This window comes from Providencia sp. PROV130, assembly GCF_028482225.1.
In the GTDB taxonomy this organism is placed as follows: Bacteria; Pseudomonadota; Gammaproteobacteria; order Enterobacterales; family Enterobacteriaceae; genus Providencia; species Providencia rettgeri.
The window spans coordinates 1-19,881 of sequence record NZ_JAMPQC010000031.1 but is presented as its reverse complement, the minus strand read 5'-3'; the positions used below and the strand labels follow the sequence as shown (position 1 = coordinate 19,881).

The window sequence follows — 19,881 nt, the reverse complement described above, 5'->3', positions numbered from 1 at the left end:
TTATGTCAAAAATTGTGGATATACACGGTAACCCGCTACAACGTGAAGTTTTTAAAACGTCACAAACCGTAAAATTAGCACGGATGAGTCGCATTTATCCTGATCATCCCTCACGTGGACTCACTATCCGTAAGCTTCCGCGTATCTTACAAGCGGCTGAACGGGGTGACTTGAGTGCGCAGGCCTGCCTGTTTGGGGATATGGTCGAGCGTGACGGCCATATCTTTGCCGAAATGGAAAAGCGCAAGAATGCGTTATTAACGCTGGATTGGTCGATTGAGCCACCGAAAAATGCCACCAAAGCCGAGCTAGACATGACCGCGAACGTGCAAGCCTGGTTTGATGCGATGCCCGAAATTGAAGACATTATCCTCAATGGGATGGAAGCGGTAGGGCATGGGTTTAGTTGCCAAGAATTGGAATGGGATCGCCTTGATAACACGTGGTTACCCAAAGCCTTGCACCTACGCCCCCATTATTGGTTCCGTACCTTGCCTGAGCAACGCGACGAAATTCGCCTTAACACCGATGAAATGAACGGCTCGGAGTTATGGCCGTTTGGTTGGCTGGTGCATCGTCACAATGCCCGAAGTGGGTTTATTGCCACCAGTGGGTTATTCCGCGTTCTCGTCTGGCCGTACCTGTTTAAAAACTTTTCGTTGCGTGATTTTGCCGAATTCTTAGAGATTTATGGCTTGCCTGCACGGATTGCCAAATACCCTGCGGGCACGTCCGATGAGGACAAAGATAAACTGTTAGATGCACTGGTTAACTTGGGACATGACGCGGTTGCAACGGTTCAACAAGGGACAGACATCAACTTTGAGAGCGCCGCAGGGGGTGGCTCTGACCCGTTCATGGAAATGATTGCTTGGGCTGAACGGACACAATCCAAAGTGATTTTAGGAGGGACATTAACCTCACAGGCGGACGGAAAAAGCTCTACCAATGCCCTCGGTAATGTGCATAACGAAGTACGCCACGATTTAAAAACCGCCGATGCTCGCCAGCTTGAAGGCATGTTTCGCCAGCTTATTCAAATGTTATTGGCACTCAATGGCTATCAAGACGTGAATCCGCGTCGTTTACCGCGTTTTGTGTTTGATACCCGTGAAGCGGTTGATTTACCGCAGTTTGCTGATGCGGTGGGTAAGTTGGTAGCCGCAGGTGTGGAGAGTATCCCTGTTTCTTGGGTGCATAAGAAAGCCGCTATTCCGCAAGCCCAAAAGGATGAACCTGTATTGCAAGCGCGCCAAGCCCTGCCGTTGTTACCCACACCATTAAGCTATGGTCGTTCACGTCACGGTTTGGGCGTGCTGAGTCAAACGGTAGAAGCAGACGGAATAGATCCAGCACAAATCACCCTCGATAATGCACCGCCGCAGTCTGACACCATTGGGGCAGCTATGAGCCAACTCTTAACGCCCATGGTCGCCGCACTCAAGCAAGGTCAAAGTGTGGATGAGGCCATGAATATTATTGCGCAAAGTTACCCGCTCTTGGATGACAGCACGCTTCAAACGTTATTGAGCCAGGCTATCTTTGTGGCGGATGTATGGGGACGTCTCCATGCCGACAGCTAAACAAGCGGTAGATTTGCGCTACGCCATGAGCCTCCCCCCTGCGGAGGCGATTGCTTACTTTGAAAGTAAGGGCTATATACTGGGTTATCACCACTATGATATTGAAGCGCAAGCCCACGCCAAAGCGTTTACCGTGGCGGGTGTACTCAAATTGGATATCTTGCACGATATTCGCCAAGCGTTAAACGAAGCCCTTGAAAAGGGGGAGACCTATGCCGACTTTGAACGACGCCTCATCCCCATTCTTGAACAAAAAGGCTGGCTCGGGAAAGGTTTGGTTGCGGATAGGGATACGGGAGAGCTGCACGGCAAGCGTTTAACGCCACGTCGATTAGACACGATATTTCAAACCAATCTGCAATCGTCGTACATGGCAGGACGTTACAAGCAGCAAATGGCAACCGTCGAGGAGCGCCCTTATTGGGAGCGCGTGGGGATTATGGATAATCGTATTCGTCCTTCTCATGCGGCACTCAATGGGTTTATTGCCCGCTATGACGATCCGATTTGGCAAACCATTTATCCGCCCGATGGTTATCGCTGTCGCTGCCGTGTGCGCACGCGCAGTGCTGAAGATGTTGAGCGTTTGGGGTTGATGGTGCAATCCTCTGAGGGGCGCTTGGTAGACGTTGAACAAGAGTATGGCGTACCAGGTGAAACCCGTACCGTCACAGGCTTTAAAAATCCCAAAGACGGGCAAGTGTATACGCCTGACCCTGGTTTTGGTTTTAATCCTGGACAAGTCAGCTATCAACCTGAATTAGATAAATACCCCCCAACGGCCGCGAGTCAATACATCACAGGCTCACTCACAGGCGCGGACTTTCGTTTAGGGTATCAAGAGGCGGTCAATGCCACACAACCTAACCCTGCACAACGTTATCCCATTGCCGCGCGTCCTCAATCTTCCGCACCCAATACAGAGGCATTTTATGTTGATGCGCCCACCATTAAGGCACTCGCCCAACAGGATATCACGCAAGTCGATTACTTATTTGTACAGCAAATTATTGAATCACCTCAAAAAATGCGGTTGGGTGAGGATGGGGTTCAATACTATGCAACGCAACACGAAAAGCGTTGGTGGGTCGTTGAAGTTAAAGATAATCAATTGCAGCGTGTCACCACGCAAACCGACTTTTGAGGTTAATATGATCACCGTCAAAATTGATACACGCGAATACGAAGCCGCACTGCAAAAACTGGTCGAAGGTATCGAAAGTCGCGCACCATTGATGCGCAAATTAGCCGGAATGATGGCGGATGCGGTAGAGGAAAACTTCGCACAAGAAGGTCGCCCCGCGTGGTTGGGGTGGAGTCCCGCTTATGCTCGCCGTCGAGCAGGCGGGAGAATACTGCAAGACAGTGGGCGATTAGCCAGCAGCATCGGTCAATACAGTGATAATGACAGTGCCGTCGTGGGCACCAATGTAAAGTATGCGCGTATCCATCAAGAAGGTGGTGAGATTAATATTCCTGCACGCAGTCAGCAAGCCTATTATCGGCAGCGTAAAGACGGCACCGTCGGTAATCGTTTTGTCCGTAAGTCGCGCAGCAACTTCAGTCAATACCACACGTTACCCGCCTATAAAATCAAAATCCCAGCGCGACCTTTCTTGCAATTGGACGAGTGGGATCAGTACCGTATGACGTTAACAGTGGAAGATTATTTAAGCCGACTGATTGAGTAAGATAAAATAACGCCTGTAAGACGCTGTGAGCCGTTTTAATTGTTTTGAGTGTCATTGTTCGTGGTTGGATGTTTAAAACGTTTTTAAACGGGGTTTAAATGCGTTATCGTAGAGATTGCATTGTAAGCCCTCAGTCATTTTACTTTTCTCGCTTTATCACCGAGTGCTGAACCTCTTCACACACTCCCCCTTATTGGCAGTTGTTATGCTGCCCACATGAAAAAATACATTGCTGCTTGTGTCGCTGAAATTCTCAGCCAAAACCTTAACGAAATCCAGCTCTTCCCCGCTGGCGAGTTTCGTGCTGTCGATGGTCGCCCGTTTGAATGTGACCACTGGCTCATGACCCGTGAACTCGCTGACGTTTTAATTGCGCAAGTCGCAGCCCGTCAAACACCTTACGTGATTGATTATGAACACCAGACGTTGCGTGCCGCGACCAATGGACAGCCTGCGCCCGCAGCGGGTTGGTTTACGGCGTTGGAATGGCGCGAAGGCGATGGGCTGTATGCCATTAATGTGGAATGGACGGACGCGGCAGCAGCGGCCATTACCGCCAAAGAGTACCGCTTTATTTCCCCTGTCTTTAATTACGACAAAAACGGTCATGTGACAGTGCTGCTCCATGCTGCCCTGACTAACACCCCCGCAGTAGATGGTATGGATGAAGTGATGCTTGCCGCTGCTTCTCAGTTTGCTGCACTTTCTCAACCCACCGAAGAGGATCTCACTGTGGATGAAGAACTCATCAAAGAGCTACTCAGTAATCTGCGTTGGATGCTGAATTTGCCAGCTACCGCCACGGCAGAAGACATCAAAACGGAACTGCAAAAAGCGATTGACTTGATTTCAAATGGTCAAGGTACGACCGTCGCTGCCAATCAAAGCCTCGTGGATTTACTCAAAGGCAAAGAAACCTTGATTGCTGACCTGTCCAGTAAAGCCTACGACCCAACCAAACATGTACCACTTGCAGGCTATCTTGAACTGCAAGCGAAGTACAACGAAGCGTTGAACGCAGGTCAGCAACAGGAAGTGAGTGGTCTGATCCAGGCCGCGCTCAGTGATGGGCGTCTCAACACGGCCATGAAAGATTGGGCGGAAGACTTAGGGCGTAAAGACCCTGACGCACTTAAAGGTTATCTCGAAAAAGCTACCCCGATTGCGGCATTAACACAACTGCAATCCAAGGGTAAAGCACCCGCAGGCGCAGAGCAAAGTACCACTGTGACCACGGAGCTGACCGAAGACCAGTTGGCGATTTGCAGCCAATTCGGGCTTGACCCCGAAGAATTTAAAAAACAGTTGGGAGAGTAACTCATGACCCAAGATAGAAATACCCCTCACCGTGACGGTGAATTGTTTGCGGTACGTTGCGCTGCTGCCGTGCGTATCTATGGCGGGCACATTGTGTGCGCCAATGCCGACGGGTTTGCTGTCCCTGGTGCACCCGGTTTAACTGTGCTGGGTGTCTCGGATGATTTTGCCGATAACCGCGACGGTGAACAAGGCGATATCAGTGTGATGGTGCGTCGCCAAAAAGCCTTTTGTTTAGGCAACGATACGGCTAAGCCTGTCACGCAAGCCCATGTAGGCAAATTGTGTGATGTGAAAGACTCTGTGACGGTGTGTGAGGCTGGAGAAGCCACGACTACCCCTGCGGGTCGTGTGTTGGAAGTCACCGAAGATGGTGTCTGGGTCACGATGGGTTAATTAGGAAAATACTATGATTGTGAATAAAGCCAATATCAGCGCGTTATTTGTCAGTATTAATATGACATTTAACAATGCATTAAAGGATGCGCCTTCAACCTGGCAAAAAATCGCCATGAAAGTGCCGTCTACGGGGAAATCGGAAGATTACAGCTGGTTATCCAACTTCCCTGCGATGAAACGTTGGGTCGGTGAAAAAGTGATTAAATCACTCTCCGCCCATAAATACACCATCGAAAATGACGACTGGGAAGCCACGATTGAGGTCGACCGTAACGACATTGAAGATGACAGTACAGGTAAATACGCGGTTCAAGCCAAAGGTGCGGGTCGCTCTGCGGGCATGTTGGCTGACGAAATTGTCTATGAAGTGCTTAACCTCGGTTTTGAACGCCCGTGTTATGACGGCCAATACTTCTTTGATACTGACCACCCTGTAGGTAAAAACTCGGTTTCCAATAAAGGGACGAAAAAACTCTCCATTACAACACAGGCAGCCGCCATGGCGTCTTATGGTGCAGCACGAACCGCTTTGCGTAACATGAAAGACGACGAAGGTCGCCCACTGGATGTGAACCCGAATATTTTACTGGTTCCCCCTGCGCTGGAAGATATTGCAAACGCCCTCATGACGGCTGACCGTTTGGAAGATGGCAAGGTCAATATCTACAAAGGTACTGCTGAAGTCGTGGTCTCGGCGCGTATCACCTCAGATACGGCATGGTTCTTACTGGATACCACCCAAGCCGTTTTACCGATTATCTACCAAGAGCGCAAAGCGCCTGTGCTGGTTGAGCAAACCGACATGAACAGTGACGGCGTCTTTAAGCGCAAAAAATTCCTGTTCGGTGCCGAAGCACGTGCCGCAGGGGGCTATGGTTTTTGGCAATTAGCCTACGGCTCAACAGGGAGTGATGCGTAATGCCGATTATTATTACTGCAAAAGTGAATGGGTTTCGTCGCTGTGGGATTGCGCACAGTGACACTGCAACGGAGTACCCAGACGACCACTTCACCAAAGACCAGCTAAACGTGCTGCAATCTGAACCGATGCTCGTGGTCTCAGTAGGTGAAGTGGGTACAGAAAAAAAGCAGCCTGATGCTGGCGCGGAGAAGCAAATTGCGGCACTGCAAGCGGAAGTGAAGCGCCTGACTGAGGAAAATCAAGCCTTACACGCAGAGCTTGCTCTCTTAAAAACGCCTAATGCGTCCGCAGAGCCATCCGAAAATAAAAAATCGGATGATAAAGCCGCACCGAAAGGCAAGTAAGGGAGCCTGCTATGTACGCCACACAAGATGACATGCTGAAAGCGTTTGGTGAGCGTGAGTGCGTGAGCCTCACTGATGAAGCCATGACAGGACAAATCAATGCTGAGGTGATGGTTTATGCGCTGGAACGCGCGAGCAGTGAAATTGACGGTTATCTTGTGGGGCGTTATGTGCTCCCCTTTGCTGATGGTGCTCGTATATTAACAGGGCGATGCTGTGACATTGCCCGTTACCATCTGGCAACAACGTATAAGATGTCCAGGCCTGAAATCCAGACTCGCTATGACGATGCTATTCGTTTTTTTGAACGCGTGGCCGAAGGTAAAATTAGTCTGGGGCGTTCCGATAACGGTCAAGTGATCAAGTCGTCTTCACAAATGAAATTTGGAAGCAGTCAACGTCAGTTTGGCCGTGACTCAACGCGCGGAGGTGCATTTTGATCACTCAAATCGAAAGCAGCATCATTCAACGTCTAACACTTGGCATGGGGCGTATGTTACGTGAAGTTGCCAGCTACAGCGGTGAACTCGATGTGGATATGGGCAATATCATCCGTGCGTTTCCGGCAGCTTGGGTGACGTTCGGCGGGATCACAAACAGCAAATACACCAGTACCAGCCGTCAGAAAGTGATTGTGACAGGTAAATTTGTGGTCATGGTGGGTGATTATAACACGCGCAGTGACGCTGCAAGCCGGACAGGTGGTGTCAACCTCAATGAGGTTGGCACGTATCGACATATACACGGTGTTCGTCGCTTGTTAACCGGGCAGGATTTAGGGCTGACCATCGACCCATTGATGCCTGGTGTTGTCAGGACGCTTTACAACACGCAAGTCAATGAGCGTGCGCTGTCAATTTTTGCGTGTGAGTTTGAAACCCGTTGGCATGAGCAGGTTCTCGCGAATGGCGCTTGGCCTGAATTTACCAGCAACCCTGACGAAGCCGATAACCTTTTTAATCTTTATCGCGGCAAGCTTCAACAGCCCGACCCTGATTTGTTGCGTGTCGGATTGCACTATGACCCACCGGGTGTTGGCAGTGCTGAAGCGCCTGCGGACTTAGTGCCGACAAGGAAACCCACACCATGAATACACTGTTAGTGAAAGCCGCACCCACGTTACGGGTGTCATTTGAATATCAGCACCGTCGCTATATTACCGATGGTGAGGCGGTCTCTGTGCCAGACACCGCTTATTACCGCCGCCTACTGACTAACGGTGATTTAGTCTTGGTGAGCAAGAAAGCCACAAACAAAGGACAAAAATCATGACGGTAACCTTTGATACCATTCCGGGTAGCATTCGCAAACCTGGGAAATATTTTGAATTTAATACGCGTATGGCAACGCGCACGCTGCCAGGCAACCCCCAAACGCTTTTAATCATTGCGTCAATGTTATCGACGGCGCAGGCATCGCCATTAATGCCCCTTGATATCTATGATGATGACGCGGCCGCCGTTGCCTTTGGCGCGGGTTCGTTAGCGCACATCATGGCAAAAGCCGCGATTGATGCAAACCCCTATTTACAATTGCAGGTCATTGGTATTGAAGAGGCGGCCGCAGGTAAAAAAGCCAGTGCCACCTTGACTATCACCGCGCCTGCCACACGGGGTGGCACGCTCTCACTGTTCGTGTGTGGTGAACGCCTCGATATCCCTGTTGAAACAGCAGATACGGTATCTGTGCTTAATCAGGCGGTTGTAGATATTGTCAATGCGAATACTCACTTGCCTGTGGTCGCTGCGCTGACAGGCGAAGCCAATGGCACCGTGACGCTCACAGCACGTCAATCGGGTGATTGGGGTAATGATATTGTCATTGATGTGCAATCGACGGCCAAAGGGGTTACGGCTGCGGTCACCGCGATGGTCGGCGGTGAAAATAATGCCGATATTCAACCTGCACTTGATGCCGTATTTGCGGCAGGTCATAACATTATTTCTATTCCATTTAGTGATAAAGCCTCGCTGTTAAAATTACGTACCCATTTAGAAAAAGTCAGTGGTGCCATGGAGCAACGCGGCGCAATTGGTACGGCTGGCTGGACAGGCACGCTCAGTACAGGAACCACTCTCGCCAGTGATATTAATGATGGTCGGACATCAATCGCATGGTATCCAGGCTCGGTAAAATTACCGTGTCAAATCAGTGCAGCGTATGGTGCTGTGATTGCTTCGGAAGAAGACCCAGCGCGTCCACTCAATACCCTTGAATTGAAAGGGTTAGATATTGCCCCTGTGACCAAACGCGCGGGACGCAATGAGCAAGAAAACGCCTTACATAACGGCTTAACCCCACTTGAAGTGGGCGCAGGTAACCGAGTGCAGATTGTGCGCGCCATTACTACGTATACCCGCAATGTGGAAGGCGTTGAAGATACCGCGCTACTGGATTTAACCACTATTCGCACCTTGGATTATACCCGTAAAGCGTGCCGTGAGCGCATTTCGCAACGCTTTCCACGCGACAAGCTCAATGAGCGCACGCGCGTAAAAGTCCGCTCTGAGCTGTTGGATGTGCTGATTAAACTCGAAGAGGAAGAAATCCTCGAAAATGTGGAAGAAAACAAAGGGCTATTGTTGGTTGAGCGTGACGGTAAAGACCCTAACCGCCTGAATGCCGCTATCCCTGCCGATGTTGTCAATGGCTTGCATGTGTTTGCGGGTCGCATTGACTTGTTCGTCTAAGGAGAACACTGATGTTAGAAGAATATGCAGGTGCGATTGTTTTAGAAATTGACGGCCGCGAAGTGGAAGTTACCGACATGGATGTGCAAGAAGTCACAGGTCGCAAACTTGTCAAAACCATGAACAAAACAGGACGTGCCAAGGGTTTTATGCGCGGTATAGCTACCTATGAACTGTCTATTTCTGTTGTGATCCCTTTAAACGGTGATATGGATTGGGGCGCGATTGAAGGCTCGAAGCTGACCCAATACCCGATTAGTGGCTCTGGGGGTAAGCGTATCTCATACCTTGACTGTTTTGTGACAGAGGTCGGGGAAAAATATTCCACCGATAACGAAGCAAAACGTGACTTAAAACTGAATGCATTGCGTAAGGTGATTGAATAATGGCAGAGGTAAAACCCCTGATGTTACTGGATGGGATTGACCACGACGGTAGGCGTCACTTGAACTTTGCCGTCAAAATCCCTGTCATGCGTGACGTTTATGATGCGCTTGATGAAACTGAGGAGGCCTGTGGTTCAACAGAAACCAAAGGCGCTGACCTCTATTATCGCATGGCACTCACTAAACGCGCACTCACCCAACTGGGCGATATCTCATTGGAGGATATCACCACGGATTTCCTACTGGATAACCTCACCAGTATGGATTATGACGTGATTGACAGTGCGATTGATGATGCAAAAAAAAAGCGGAGAACCGAGAACAGCGACGAGACAGCTTCCGAACCGTTGTCTTAGCCCTCGGTAAGTACGGCTTTACTGAGCAACAATGCCTTTCTATGAGCCGTCCTGCCTTGGACGGCTATCTCAATGCTTTAAACCGCCTGCATGGTGGCAAGTCAACATCAACAAAATCGAAAACGACACGCGTCAAGTCTCGCCGTCAACGTAAGCAAAAATCCAAACGAGGTTAACCATGGCGAAAGAATTTAAGTTATCAATGGTGCTGTCTGCGCGTGATGCGGCATCTAAAGTGATCACAAAATTGATGCGCGACAGCACCAAAGAGAGCCAGAATGCTGAAAAAGCCCAAGAGAAGCTCGGTAAGCGTCAACGCACCACCGCCGAAGAAGGCATACGCCAAAATCGGGCATTAGGGGAAGAAGTCAGACGCCAAAACCGTGCCCGTGAAACTCTTGGTATCCGTGCAGAGCGCGCCATACAGCGCGAAATTCAACAAACAGTTGCAGCTTATAACCGCCTTGCCCGTAGTGGCACACTCTCCATTGATGAGCAATCCCGTGCTTATTCACGTATGCGACAACGTGTAGGTGAGCTAAAAACCGAAATGCAAGGTATGAATAAACTGGCTCGCTTATCTGATATTGGTGGTAGCTTGACTCAAATCGGTGGAGCGATGATTGCGGGTGGAGTGGCCTATGCTAGACCCGTAGAAAACAGAATGTCATATGAAGAGCGTTTAGCTTATATGAGTAATACAGCTTTCAGTGATCGTGATGCTAAAGGGCGAGTCGCGGGTATCAATGAGCTTGACCAATTGGTAAGGGTAGCAGTAACAGAAGGTGGAGGCACGAAAGAAAGTGCAGCTGACTTACTCGATAAAATGTTAGCTAAAGGCGTTTTTAGTCAAGATGATATTGTTAGGCTCCTTCCTGACTTACAAGCCTATGCCACAATGTCACAAGTTAATGGTGAAGAGCTATCTACTGTTATTGAAGCGTTAAAAGACTATGGTATTAGTGACCCTGACCAAGTTATTAAAGCCTTAGATATGAGCATCAAAGCAGGTCAAGAAGGTGCTTTTGAATTTACTAATATGGCAAGGTGGCTTCCGAAGCAGCTCGCCAGTGCTAAGGTTCTTGGGTATGGAGGTTTAGATGATTACGCTAAGTTACTGTCATATAACCAAGGCGCCATGGCAACCGCAGGCTCTCAAGATGAAGCGGGAAATAACTTATCTAATCTCTTATCTAAATTAATTAGCAGTGACTTAGTAAGCACGGCCAAAGGCATTAAAGTTGATGGTTATGGTATCGATATCACCAAAACACTTTTAAACGCAAAGGAAAAAGGTATTGACCCAGTGACTGCGGTAGTTAGGTTAACTGATAAAATTGCAGCACAAAATCCAGAGTTTAGTCGCCTTCAAGCGGAAATAGCTAAAACCAAAGATAATTCTCCAGAACGAAAAATCTTACTTGAAGCTCAGAATCGTATACTTGAAGGCTCCGCCGTTGGTCAATTAATTACTGACCAACAGGCTAGAATGGCGCTTCTTGCTATGCGATCACGTCAAGCTTATGTCAAAGAGGTCGAAACTGAAGTCAATAAACAGCAATATGCAGCTCCTGGTCAAGGAGAAGGTGCAATACAAAAAGAAGTATTATTTAGTTTAAACTCATTTAGGTTACAACAAGCAAAAAACCAAGCAGAATTTGCGGAAATAGACTCAGTAAAACCAGTTACTGATGCGTTAGGTAATTTAGCTGATAAGTTTACTGATTTTAGCAAAGAATTTCCTACCTTAACGACCGCAGCTATGGGAGCTAAAACGGCTATTGAAGCCATGACGCAAGCCGCTGTTGCTTTTGCTGCATTAAAATTTTTATTTGGTGGTGGGTCAGGCTTGGGCGGGGTCTTAGGTGGCAAAGGAACACCTAAGCCTGGCATGTTTAATCCTATTGGTGGCGCGGGAACAGGTGGGCTTCCTGTGCATGTTACCAACTGGCGAGAGAGTGGTTTTAATTCTCAAGATAAAAGCTTATTGGCTAAATTTGGAACTTATGCAACTGCAATAATTGATATAGAAAATAGTGATATTGTTAAAGAAAATTTAAAATCACTACAAGATAAACATGCAAAGCAGTTCGCAGATGAAGGTTTAGAGGGGGCGAAATATCCTTATTTACCTGCGGGTATCGATATTTGGCTACAAAAACGTGATCAACGTTTAGAAGATAATCCAATCAAAGTTAGCCCATACTTAACTGGGGAATCCGCGTCACCTTTTATTAAGAATGAGCGAGCTATCGATAAAGATGTGATCACCTTTGACACCTTAGAAAAATCTGGTGTGCTTCAACCTTTACTCGATTTAACACAAGCCCTCAAAAATCCACCGCCACCACCCGTGATAGAAGTGCGCAGCGTGGTTGAACTTGACGGCCAGCAAGTGGCAGAGTCGGTCAACCGTGTCAATGGTCAAGATGCAGGGCGCACTACGGGAGGCATGTTCCCATGAGTTGGCAAACCGATTTACAAAACGCCTCATTTCGTGGGGTGACCTTTGATGTGTACAACACCAAAGACAGCATATCCCGTGAGGTTGCAACCCATGAATACCCCTTTATTGATGGCGGTGATGTCATGGATTTGGGGCGCAAACCGCGTAATTTTCGCATCAGTGCCGTATTTTGGGGCGACAATTATAAACGCGATATGGATAACCTCATTGCGGTGCTCGATGAGTCAGGCAAAGGCGAGTTAATTCATCCTGTCCACGGCTCTATTCCGCAGGCTCAATGCATTGAGTACAGTATCGGTCATGAGGCTGAAAATGTGGATAGCTGTAGCCTAGAGTTAGTTTTCCTCGAAGGGAACACTGGTACACAACTCGCACAAGCGCACCCTGAGCAGCTTGGTGATGATATTTTTGACAAAATCAATCAACTCTCCGAGCGCATGAGTGACCTGTTTGAGCAAGTGATGGCTCCCGTGAATAAAGGTGTTAGGTATCTTGCAAAAGGTAAAGCTGCATTGTCTGGCATGATGAATACGTTAATTATCATGCGCGGTGATTTTAATGGCGCATTCAGTGACGGCGTGAATTATCTCAGTTATCCACGCGCTTTTATCAATGATTTGCAATCAGTTTTAGACGTTCGCACCAGTGCCGTAGGCGATTTGCTTAATTTAAAATTCCCGGGTGTGATTAATACTCAGCAATCCAATGGCTATAAAGGCTATAGCTCGCCGTTTATGACCTCAAATACCCCACAAAATGGCTATCTTCCCAATGCCTCGCAGACCATCAATGTGGAGCAAGGGGTAAATGCGACCACGTTATTATCGGCATGGAGTGATAGCGTTGCGGTGGTTGATGAATTGGTCAGTTTACCTGTTGCATTAGTGCAAGAAGAACGCGCGGCCACCGTCCCCATGCCAAGTAATGCACAGCCTGCCGATGTGCAGGATTTGGTGGTGCTCTATCAAGTGATGGCCGTAGCTGAAATTGCGGCCATTACCACACAAGTGCTTGCAGACCCTGTCCAACCTAACCAAATGTCACCTGCTGATATTGAGTTGATGGTCAATGAGGTAAGGACATTAGCATTACAAGCTATCATCACGCTACGCACGGATTACCAACCTCGCACACAATCGGTCAGCTCTGATGCCGAGCCTATCGGTTTATTGTGGCAAGGCGTCGTGTCATCCCTCAAAGAGGTTGCGCTAGGGGTACAAACCTTGGGGCTACGTGTTATTGAGAAACGCCCACCATTGACCCGTAAGACCCTCACTGCGCCTGCTAACTTTCATTTACTCGCCCACACCTGGTATGGCGATTATCGTCGCGCTACCGAACTGCACCGTTTAAATCCACAGGTTCGCAATCCAAACTTCCTGCAAGTCGGAGATATCATCAATGCCTACGCCCGATAATACCGAGTTAAAAGATAAAATTACCCTGCTAATTGGGGGCACATCACACAGTGATTGGCAAAACTACCGCATTGACAGTGATTTTTTAAAAGCGGCCGATGCCTGGCAATTATCCCTTGGGTTACCCGAGGGGAATTTTCCTGCGGATGCGGTAAGAGGTGCGCCCGTTAAAGTGAAAATTAATGATGATGTGGTGCTATCAGGCCGTGTTGATACCGTAGCACGTGATGTTTCCCGTCGTGGTGTGACGTTAAGCCTATCGGGTCGTGATGATTCCGCGATTTTAGTCGATTGCGCTGCGCCTATCTTTAGCGCTCGTCAATTGAGTCTCGATGAGGTGATTGCCAGCATTGTACGGCCATTAGGGATTAAAAAAATCCGTATTCAAGCCGATGGTGTCACCCGTAATGACCGCGTGCATATTGAACCTGGCGAGCGTGCGTGGGATTCACTCATGAAAGCGGCGGCAGGACGCGGTTTACATCCGTGGTTCGATCCAGATGGAACCTTGGTCATAGGTGGCCCTGATTATAATCAACCGCCTGTTGCAGACCTCATCATGCGCCGTGATGGACAAGGTAATAACCTGATATCACTGTCCGATAGCCGCAATATTCAAGGCTGTTTTTCAGAGTTAATGGTATTGGCTCAAAGCCATGCAACCACGACTAGCAATAAAAAATTACCGATTAGACCTGTTGATGTGAGTCGGTCTGCTCCCCAAGCCTTTTCTGTCAGTGTTGATGCCTCAGATGATACTGATGACACGGCGGCCGTTTCGAGCACATCGGGTCAACACAGTATGAAAATTAAGTTTTCCGATCCAACCGTACCGTATTATCGCCCGCAAATTTTGACCTCGGGCGATGTTGATAATCAAGAGCAGCTCCAGTACCGCGCCAAAAAAGCCATGGCTGATGCTCGCTTATCGGGTCTTGATATTGTGGCGGAGGTGTATGGTCACCGCACTCCGAATGGTGAGTTATGGACACCAGGGCAACGCGTACACATTCAAAGTGAGTTACACGGTATTGATGATATCTTTTTTTTAATGGGTCGCACGTTTATTGGGGGGCGCCCAGGTGGTGCAGTAACGCAATTGCGCTTTAAAGAAGATGCAGTCTGGATCCCCGACGCTTTCCCGAAACAGAAAAAAGGTAAAAAAGGCAGTAAAAAGAAAGGAAAAGACCAAATTAGACCTGTTGATGTTAGTGGAGGTCAATAAATGATGTGGAGCCAAATTAATCAACGTATTAACCAAGCCTTAAACGGCATTCGAATGGCGTTTAGAGCGGTATTAAATGCCACGGATAGTGAAGGCAAAGTCCAAACCATGCAAGGTGAAGGTTTATCGGGTGAATCATTACAAGGTCAGGAAATCTTTCAACATTATGGCTTTACCTCTCGCCCTCTACCAGGCACAGAAGCCATTATACTGCCATTAGGTGGACGTTCCTCTCATGGTATTGTCATTGCCACTGAGCATGGCGCTTATCGCCTTGCGGGGCTGGAATCGGGCGAAGTTGCCTTGTATACCGACGAAGGGGCTAAAATTGTGTTAAAACGGGGGCGTATTATTGATGTTGAATGCGACCTTTATCGGGTTAACTGCAAACAGTATGAAGTCAATGCAGAAGATAAAGCTGATTTTAACACTCCTATGGTCACCACCAGTGAGCAGCTTACCGCCATGCAACAAATCACGGGCAATGGCGGTATGGCAATTAAAGGTGGTAAAGGGGCTAACTTTGAGGGTAATATCACGCAGACGTCAGGCAACTATCAAACTGACGGTGATGTTCAAGCCGGTGACATTTCTCTGACTGGTCATAAACATCCAAATGGCAATAATGGTGCCGATACGGGTAAATCAAAACCCTAACTCCCCTCATATAAAGTGCTGAACCTCTTCACACACTAATCATTTACCCATGCTGCGATACTGCGCAGCATGGACAGAGCACTCGATACATCAACTGGCGATTACGCTGGAACCCGAACCAATACCCTCTCTAATGCCGTTTACTTGCGTCTAATGACCCCACTCGGCAGTTGGTGGGCTGACCGTTCCTTGGGTTCCCGATTACATGAATTGACGCGTGAAAAAGATGTTTCTCGCGTGTATGTACTCGCTCGTCAATATGCCGAACAAGCGTTGCAGCCCTTACTTGATGATGGCCGTGCGCTTTCGATTCAGGTGACCGTCCATCGTGATGGCCTAAAACGGGCAGTATTGTGGATTGAGATCATCGATGCAGGTAACCAAACTCAAAACTTTAAACATACAGTGAGGATTGCCTAATGTTTATTACGCCTACATTTGAGCAAATCCGCGATACCTTACTCAATGACCTCAAAAACCAGCTTCCCGATGCGGATATTGGCACGGATAGCGATTATTTTGTGCGTGCCTCTTCCGTTGCCAGTGTTGCTGAGGGAATTTATCAGCACCAAAGCTGGATTGTGCGCCAAATCTTTCCTGATACAGCGGATAGCGACTATTTAGAACTTCATGCACGGACACGTAATTTAACCCGTAAACCTGCAACAACCGCAAAAGGGATAGCTGTGATCACAGGCGCACAAGGTGCGGTATTGCCTGCGGGGAGTCAAATTCGGGGCGATAATGTGTCTTGTTTTACAACCGCAGAGGTCACTTTACCTGAAAATGCTCAGGCTACCGTCACTATCCAAGCCAGTCAATCAGGCACAATCAGTAATTTATCCAAGCCCACCACAGGCGAACTGGTCAATGCACCGATGGGCGTTAACAGTTTAGTGGCAATTAATCAGCTCTCGGGTGGTACAGATATTGAGGCTGACGCCAGTCTATTAGCGCGTTTACTCGATATTATTCGACGTCCACCCGCAGGGGGCAATAAATACGACTATCGTCGTTGGGCGCTAGAAGTACCTGGTGTCACAAATGCGTTTGTTTATCCTCTACGTCGTGGCTTGGGAACGGTTGATATTGCGATCACCTCTGCCGACGGTCTGCCTTCTCGTGACATTATCGAAGCGACCCAAGCCCATATTGATGATGTTCGACCCGTCACGGCCAAAAATTCCTATGTGGTAGCACCTACACTACGAAACGTCGATTTTGAGGTTGAGGTCACCCTCGAAGGCATCAGCTTAGAAGCTGCGATTGCGCAAGTTGATAGCGAAATTCAAGCCGTAATGAGCCGTATTGCCCCAGGTCAGCGTTTAATTCGCAGTGAAGTCGAAACGGCTATTTCATTAATACCAGGCATTACTGACCGTGTCATTATCAAGCCTACAGGCAATGTGATCGCCCTGGTCGATGAAACGCATCTTGAGTGGCTACGACCAGGCAATATTGTGGTGAGGTTACCGCAATGAAATCATTATTAAAGCAGCTCTTACCCCCTGTTAGCTATTCTCTGGATGCGCCTCGACTGGATTCCGAACTCGACGCTGAAGCAAAACGGTTTGATCTCACCCTAGAAAGTGCTGACCGTGCCCGAAATGGTGTTACGCCATACTTTGCTGAAAGCCTGCTTCCTGATTGGGAACGGGTTTTAGACTTAACGCCTGATGCCAAATTAAGTTATCAGCAGCGCCTTGAGTTGGTTCTCGTCAAGCTCGCTGAAACAGGCGGTCTATCCATCCCTTATTTTGTTCAACTTGCTAAAAAGCTCGGTTATGACATTACCATTGATGAGTTAGATCCCTTTCAGGCTGGTGTAAGCCGTGCAGGTGATAGGCTAACGCACCCTGGTATTTTATGGGTATGGGTCGTTAATATTTTTGGTTCAAAAGCACAATTTTATCGCTTTCGTGCAGGTGGCTCCATTGCAGGTGAGCGCCTTTCATTTTGGGCGGATTCAGTCATTGAAACGGTATTTAATGACTTAAAACCCGCGCATACATTCTGTTATTTTACTTATCAGGAGTCTTGATATGCAGGACTTAATGCCCCCCATTAATACCCCAGACAGTGCCTTTCATGATGGTGACCCCACCACGGGGCAATTAGGCACGATTGTCACCGCACTCTGGCTCAATAACGCGCAGTCAGCTATGCGTGACGTCCAGTTAGAAATCAAAAATGTGCTAGCTAAAGCGGGTATTCAACCCGACCCTAAAAAAACTAATCAGCTTGCAGAAGCAATCAGTCAAATCATTGGTAGTGGTAATTATGCCTCAACGGCATATGTCGATAATGGCCTTAATAAGAAAATCGATAAAGCGAGCATTTCAGGCCAGAAAGGCAACGATAACGACAAAGTCCCTAGCCTGAATTTGTTTACGACTGAGATTGGTAAGTTACAACCTAAAGGTGAATATGCTCTGAAAGGGGATAGCTATTCTAAAACAGAGTCAGATACTAAATTTCAACCCAAAGGCAACTACGCTCCAACTGGTAATTATGCTGACGGTAATTTGTTTAGAGTTGGCCAAGGAGGGTCTGAGTCATGGGTATACACTCCAGATAAATCAAAAGTTTTTAACGTTAATAACTCAGGTCTCTCTGGCGTTTATGATTGGAGTACAAATCGTTATCTGTGGGGTTTTGACTCAAATGGAATGATGAGTTCAGGTTTGATTCCTGTGGCGTTTGGTGGGACTGGGGCACGAAATGCAACTGAGGCTAGAAAGAATTTAAATGCGGTGGGTGTTGGTGATTTCGGGATAGGTTTGACGCCAACGGCTGCGAATGGGCATAGAACAATAAATTATGATAGTTGGGAGTTGCCAACTGGATTTCATACCATACCTTCAAATGGAGCAATCGGCACACCGCCTAACGGGTGGTCTGGAAGCGGATTTATCATACTTGTGGGCATTTACGGAACAGCATCACAAACAGCTTATGTCACACAAACAGCTTTTTTTCTTTCAGATAGAAACTCAGAAACATATCGACGTTCTTTTAATCCACTGACGAAAAAATGGACGGGTTGGTCTAAATTAATGAGTCAACAAGATGTTGTTGATATCACGATGGGGATAAAACAAAACTGGAAAGATGTGCTTGCACAGAGAAACGTGAATACAAACTACACAAACTCAGCTGCAAAAGCAATTATGTTAAAAATCACAGGGACAGTAAGTGCTAACGGAGCTGTAAAAGCTGTTTTATTTGTCGATGGGGTTTCGCTTGATGGCATAAATGGGGGCGTGGCCACAGGAATTCCCTTATCTATTTCTGCAATTATCCCACCAGGTTCATCGTACAAAATTGAACATGCAGGAAACGTGAGAATTGATAGCTGGGCGGAGATGTACTAATGAAATACTTTAAAGATAAAAATTCCGAAGTATATGCATACGCATTAACAGATATAAAGCAAGTAGATAGAATTTCCGTGCTTGAGCAATTGATAGCCGAAAAAGAACCGGTATTTTTAGATAGTAAACAGCAAGTTGAGGATGCAGAAAAAGCACTTAACGAAGCAAAAAAGGAATATGAGTTTGCTCTCAATAACTTAAAAAGAAGCGGCGAAGAGGAAATGTCATTTGAAGACAGTGAAGAAATTCAACGCATTTCGTTATTGATAGAAATTGAAACGGATAAATACAATGAAGCATTAATAATATTCACGCCAATAGAATTAGAGTACAAACAACTTAAAAGTGAGTACGCTGAAATTTTACCTGTTTTTTTTGATATTAGGGAAAACTTGAAATCACTAAAAAAAATGACAGCAGAAGAGGTTGATGCGCATTTAAACCCTCCGATATCAAAAGAGCAATTAATCGCAGAAGCGGAACAGCAAAAGCACTCATTGTTAGCTGAAGTGAATAATGCGATTGCACCCCTTCAATATGCTGAAAATTTAGGTATTGCAACGGCCGAAGAATCCGCATTATTAGTTGATTGGCAAAAATACAGTGTTTATCTCAATCGTGTTGATACTTCGCTAGCACCGGATATCGAATGGCCTGAAAAACCATAACATCCACGGCAAGCTGCAAAGCTTGCCAAATTTCCTTTATTAGTTATTTCTATCAATTCTGCACAGTGTAAAACCCGCCTTTATTATATCTTGCGATGGTGCAAAATTGCCCGTCAATTAGTGCAAATTAATTCGCCGCGCTACATAAAGCTGCCGATTTTTTCGGTATTAGCCCAGAAGCTTTTTATCAATGGAAAAAAAGGCCTAACCAATTGATACCCAAAGGTAGGGCTATCGAAGCTGATTACAGAACTAAAGGTGGGCTTAAGTTTAATCCAGCGCTCTATTAAAAAGTACCAAAACCAACCAACAGAGTTAACTACCAACAAAACAACGGAATTGTAGATATGTGCAAACAAACATTAAAAGAAGTCGTGAAAGAGA

At 47.3% G+C, this 19,881-nt stretch carries 22 protein-coding genes; all 22 read left to right on the top strand.

Going from position 1 to position 19,881, the window contains the following annotated elements; translation table 11 throughout:
• The first annotated feature begins 2 nt into the window (after positions 1-2).
• The 22 genes from PSF28_RS19860 (at position 3) to PSF28_RS19755 (ending at position 19,497) form a co-directional block, all read left to right on the top strand.
• Positions 3-1,583 carry a DUF935 domain-containing protein gene (locus PSF28_RS19860; protein ID WP_272685539.1) on the top strand — a complete coding sequence of 527 codons (1,581 nt, stop codon included), beginning with the start codon at positions 3-5 and terminating at the stop codon, positions 1,581-1,583.
• Positions 1,570-2,727: a phage head morphogenesis protein gene (locus tag PSF28_RS19855; protein WP_272685538.1), complete on the top strand. Its 1,158-nt coding sequence runs from the start codon at positions 1,570-1,572 to the stop codon at positions 2,725-2,727. The genes PSF28_RS19860 and PSF28_RS19855 overlap by 14 nt, the downstream gene beginning before the upstream one ends.
• A gap of 7 nt (positions 2,728-2,734) precedes the next feature.
• Entirely contained in the window at positions 2,735-3,274 is a 540-nt protein-coding gene (locus tag PSF28_RS19850) for a phage virion morphogenesis protein (protein WP_116672699.1), read from the top strand.
• A gap of 216 nt (positions 3,275-3,490) precedes the next feature.
• On the top strand, positions 3,491-4,591 hold the full coding sequence (locus PSF28_RS19845; protein ID WP_272685537.1) for a phage protease: 1,101 nt from the start codon (positions 3,491-3,493) through the stop codon (positions 4,589-4,591).
• 3 nt (positions 4,592-4,594) lie between these two features.
• Entirely contained in the window at positions 4,595-4,987 is a 393-nt protein-coding gene (locus PSF28_RS19840; protein WP_140186124.1) for a hypothetical protein, read from the top strand.
• Between the two features lie 13 nt (positions 4,988-5,000).
• Positions 5,001-5,909 (top strand): Mu-like prophage major head subunit gpT family protein, encoded by a 909-nt coding sequence (locus tag PSF28_RS19835; RefSeq protein ID WP_140186122.1) that lies wholly within the window; start codon positions 5,001-5,003, stop codon positions 5,907-5,909.
• Entirely contained in the window at positions 5,909-6,256 is a 348-nt protein-coding gene (locus PSF28_RS19830; protein WP_272685536.1) for an HI1506-related protein, read from the top strand. The genes PSF28_RS19835 and PSF28_RS19830 overlap by 1 nt, the downstream gene beginning before the upstream one ends.
• Before the next feature lie 11 nt (positions 6,257-6,267).
• The gene (locus tag PSF28_RS19825) at positions 6,268-6,696 is read left to right on the top strand and encodes a gp436 family protein (protein ID WP_272685535.1); all 429 of its coding nucleotides are present in this window, start codon (positions 6,268-6,270) and stop codon (positions 6,694-6,696) included.
• On the top strand, positions 6,693-7,346 hold the full coding sequence (locus PSF28_RS19820; RefSeq protein WP_272685534.1) for a DUF1834 family protein: 654 nt from the start codon (positions 6,693-6,695) through the stop codon (positions 7,344-7,346). The genes PSF28_RS19825 and PSF28_RS19820 overlap by 4 nt, the downstream gene beginning before the upstream one ends.
• Entirely contained in the window at positions 7,343-7,528 is a 186-nt protein-coding gene (locus PSF28_RS19815; RefSeq protein WP_102140764.1) for a DUF2635 domain-containing protein, read from the top strand. Before PSF28_RS19820 ends, PSF28_RS19815 begins: the two co-directional genes overlap by 4 nt.
• On the top strand, positions 7,522-8,946 hold the full coding sequence (locus tag PSF28_RS19810; protein ID WP_272685568.1) for a phage tail sheath C-terminal domain-containing protein: 1,425 nt from the start codon (positions 7,522-7,524) through the stop codon (positions 8,944-8,946). Before PSF28_RS19815 ends, PSF28_RS19810 begins: the two co-directional genes overlap by 7 nt.
• 8 nt (positions 8,947-8,954) lie before the next feature.
• A complete protein-coding gene (locus PSF28_RS19805) occupies positions 8,955-9,332 on the top strand; it encodes a phage tail protein (RefSeq protein WP_112307064.1) in 378 nt (125 codons plus the stop codon).
• Positions 9,332-9,688, top strand: a complete 357-nt coding sequence (locus tag PSF28_RS19800) for a hypothetical protein (protein ID WP_272685533.1) — start codon at positions 9,332-9,334, stop codon at positions 9,686-9,688. The genes PSF28_RS19805 and PSF28_RS19800 overlap by 1 nt, the downstream gene beginning before the upstream one ends.
• Before the next feature lie 178 nt (positions 9,689-9,866).
• A complete protein-coding gene (locus tag PSF28_RS19795) occupies positions 9,867-12,152 on the top strand; it encodes a phage tail tape measure protein (protein WP_272685532.1) in 2,286 nt (761 codons plus the stop codon).
• The gene (locus PSF28_RS19790) at positions 12,149-13,573 is read left to right on the top strand and encodes a DNA circularization protein (protein ID WP_272685531.1); all 1,425 of its coding nucleotides are present in this window, start codon (positions 12,149-12,151) and stop codon (positions 13,571-13,573) included. Before PSF28_RS19795 ends, PSF28_RS19790 begins: the two co-directional genes overlap by 4 nt.
• Positions 13,557-14,798, top strand: coding sequence for a phage baseplate assembly protein (locus tag PSF28_RS19785; RefSeq protein WP_272685530.1), 1,242 nt, complete (start codon positions 13,557-13,559; stop codon positions 14,796-14,798). Before PSF28_RS19790 ends, PSF28_RS19785 begins: the two co-directional genes overlap by 17 nt.
• 3 nt (positions 14,799-14,801) lie before the next feature.
• Positions 14,802-15,455, top strand: a complete 654-nt coding sequence (locus PSF28_RS19780; RefSeq protein WP_272685567.1) for a phage baseplate assembly protein V — start codon at positions 14,802-14,804, stop codon at positions 15,453-15,455.
• A gap of 69 nt (positions 15,456-15,524) precedes the next feature.
• Positions 15,525-15,875: a phage GP46 family protein gene (locus PSF28_RS19775; protein WP_102140726.1), complete on the top strand. Its 351-nt coding sequence runs from the start codon at positions 15,525-15,527 to the stop codon at positions 15,873-15,875.
• Positions 15,875-16,936, top strand: coding sequence for a baseplate J/gp47 family protein (locus PSF28_RS19770; RefSeq protein WP_272685529.1), 1,062 nt, complete (start codon positions 15,875-15,877; stop codon positions 16,934-16,936). Before PSF28_RS19775 ends, PSF28_RS19770 begins: the two co-directional genes overlap by 1 nt.
• Positions 16,933-17,496 carry a YmfQ family protein gene (locus tag PSF28_RS19765; protein WP_272685528.1) on the top strand — a complete coding sequence of 188 codons (564 nt, stop codon included), beginning with the start codon at positions 16,933-16,935 and terminating at the stop codon, positions 17,494-17,496. The genes PSF28_RS19770 and PSF28_RS19765 overlap by 4 nt, the downstream gene beginning before the upstream one ends.
• 1 nt (position 17,497) lies before the next feature.
• On the top strand, positions 17,498-18,829 hold the full coding sequence (locus tag PSF28_RS19760) for a hypothetical protein (RefSeq protein ID WP_272685527.1): 1,332 nt from the start codon (positions 17,498-17,500) through the stop codon (positions 18,827-18,829).
• The gene (locus tag PSF28_RS19755) at positions 18,829-19,497 is read left to right on the top strand and encodes a tail fiber assembly protein (RefSeq protein WP_272685526.1); all 669 of its coding nucleotides are present in this window, start codon (positions 18,829-18,831) and stop codon (positions 19,495-19,497) included. The genes PSF28_RS19760 and PSF28_RS19755 overlap by 1 nt, the downstream gene beginning before the upstream one ends.
• The last annotated feature ends 384 nt before the right edge of the window (positions 19,498-19,881 follow it).

Bases quoted from the DNA above. Each gene is read 5' to 3' on its own strand.
- PSF28_RS19860 (WP_272685539.1), top strand. From the start codon at position 3: ATGTCAAAAATTGTGGATATACACGGTAACCCGCTACAACGTGAAGTT.
- PSF28_RS19855 (WP_272685538.1), top strand. From the start codon at position 1,570: ATGCCGACAGCTAAACAAGCGGTAGATTTGCGCTACGCCATGAGCCTC.
- PSF28_RS19850 (WP_116672699.1), top strand. From the start codon at position 2,735: ATGATCACCGTCAAAATTGATACACGCGAATACGAAGCCGCACTGCAA.
- PSF28_RS19845 (WP_272685537.1), top strand. From the start codon at position 3,491: ATGAAAAAATACATTGCTGCTTGTGTCGCTGAAATTCTCAGCCAAAAC.
- PSF28_RS19840 (WP_140186124.1), top strand. From the start codon at position 4,595: ATGACCCAAGATAGAAATACCCCTCACCGTGACGGTGAATTGTTTGCG.
- PSF28_RS19835 (WP_140186122.1), top strand. From the start codon at position 5,001: ATGATTGTGAATAAAGCCAATATCAGCGCGTTATTTGTCAGTATTAAT.
- PSF28_RS19830 (WP_272685536.1), top strand. From the start codon at position 5,909: ATGCCGATTATTATTACTGCAAAAGTGAATGGGTTTCGTCGCTGTGGG.
- PSF28_RS19825 (WP_272685535.1), top strand. From the start codon at position 6,268: ATGTACGCCACACAAGATGACATGCTGAAAGCGTTTGGTGAGCGTGAG.
- PSF28_RS19815 (WP_102140764.1), top strand. From the start codon at position 7,343: ATGAATACACTGTTAGTGAAAGCCGCACCCACGTTACGGGTGTCATTT.
- PSF28_RS19800 (WP_272685533.1), top strand. From the start codon at position 9,332: ATGGCAGAGGTAAAACCCCTGATGTTACTGGATGGGATTGACCACGAC.
- PSF28_RS19795 (WP_272685532.1), top strand. From the start codon at position 9,867: ATGGCGAAAGAATTTAAGTTATCAATGGTGCTGTCTGCGCGTGATGCG.
- PSF28_RS19790 (WP_272685531.1), top strand. From the start codon at position 12,149: ATGAGTTGGCAAACCGATTTACAAAACGCCTCATTTCGTGGGGTGACC.
- PSF28_RS19785 (WP_272685530.1), top strand. From the start codon at position 13,557: ATGCCTACGCCCGATAATACCGAGTTAAAAGATAAAATTACCCTGCTA.
- PSF28_RS19780 (WP_272685567.1), top strand. From the start codon at position 14,802: ATGTGGAGCCAAATTAATCAACGTATTAACCAAGCCTTAAACGGCATT.
- PSF28_RS19775 (WP_102140726.1), top strand. From the start codon at position 15,525: ATGGACAGAGCACTCGATACATCAACTGGCGATTACGCTGGAACCCGA.
- PSF28_RS19770 (WP_272685529.1), top strand. From the start codon at position 15,875: ATGTTTATTACGCCTACATTTGAGCAAATCCGCGATACCTTACTCAAT.
- PSF28_RS19765 (WP_272685528.1), top strand. From the start codon at position 16,933: ATGAAATCATTATTAAAGCAGCTCTTACCCCCTGTTAGCTATTCTCTG.
- PSF28_RS19760 (WP_272685527.1), top strand. From the start codon at position 17,498: ATGCAGGACTTAATGCCCCCCATTAATACCCCAGACAGTGCCTTTCAT.
- PSF28_RS19755 (WP_272685526.1), top strand. From the start codon at position 18,829: ATGAAATACTTTAAAGATAAAAATTCCGAAGTATATGCATACGCATTA.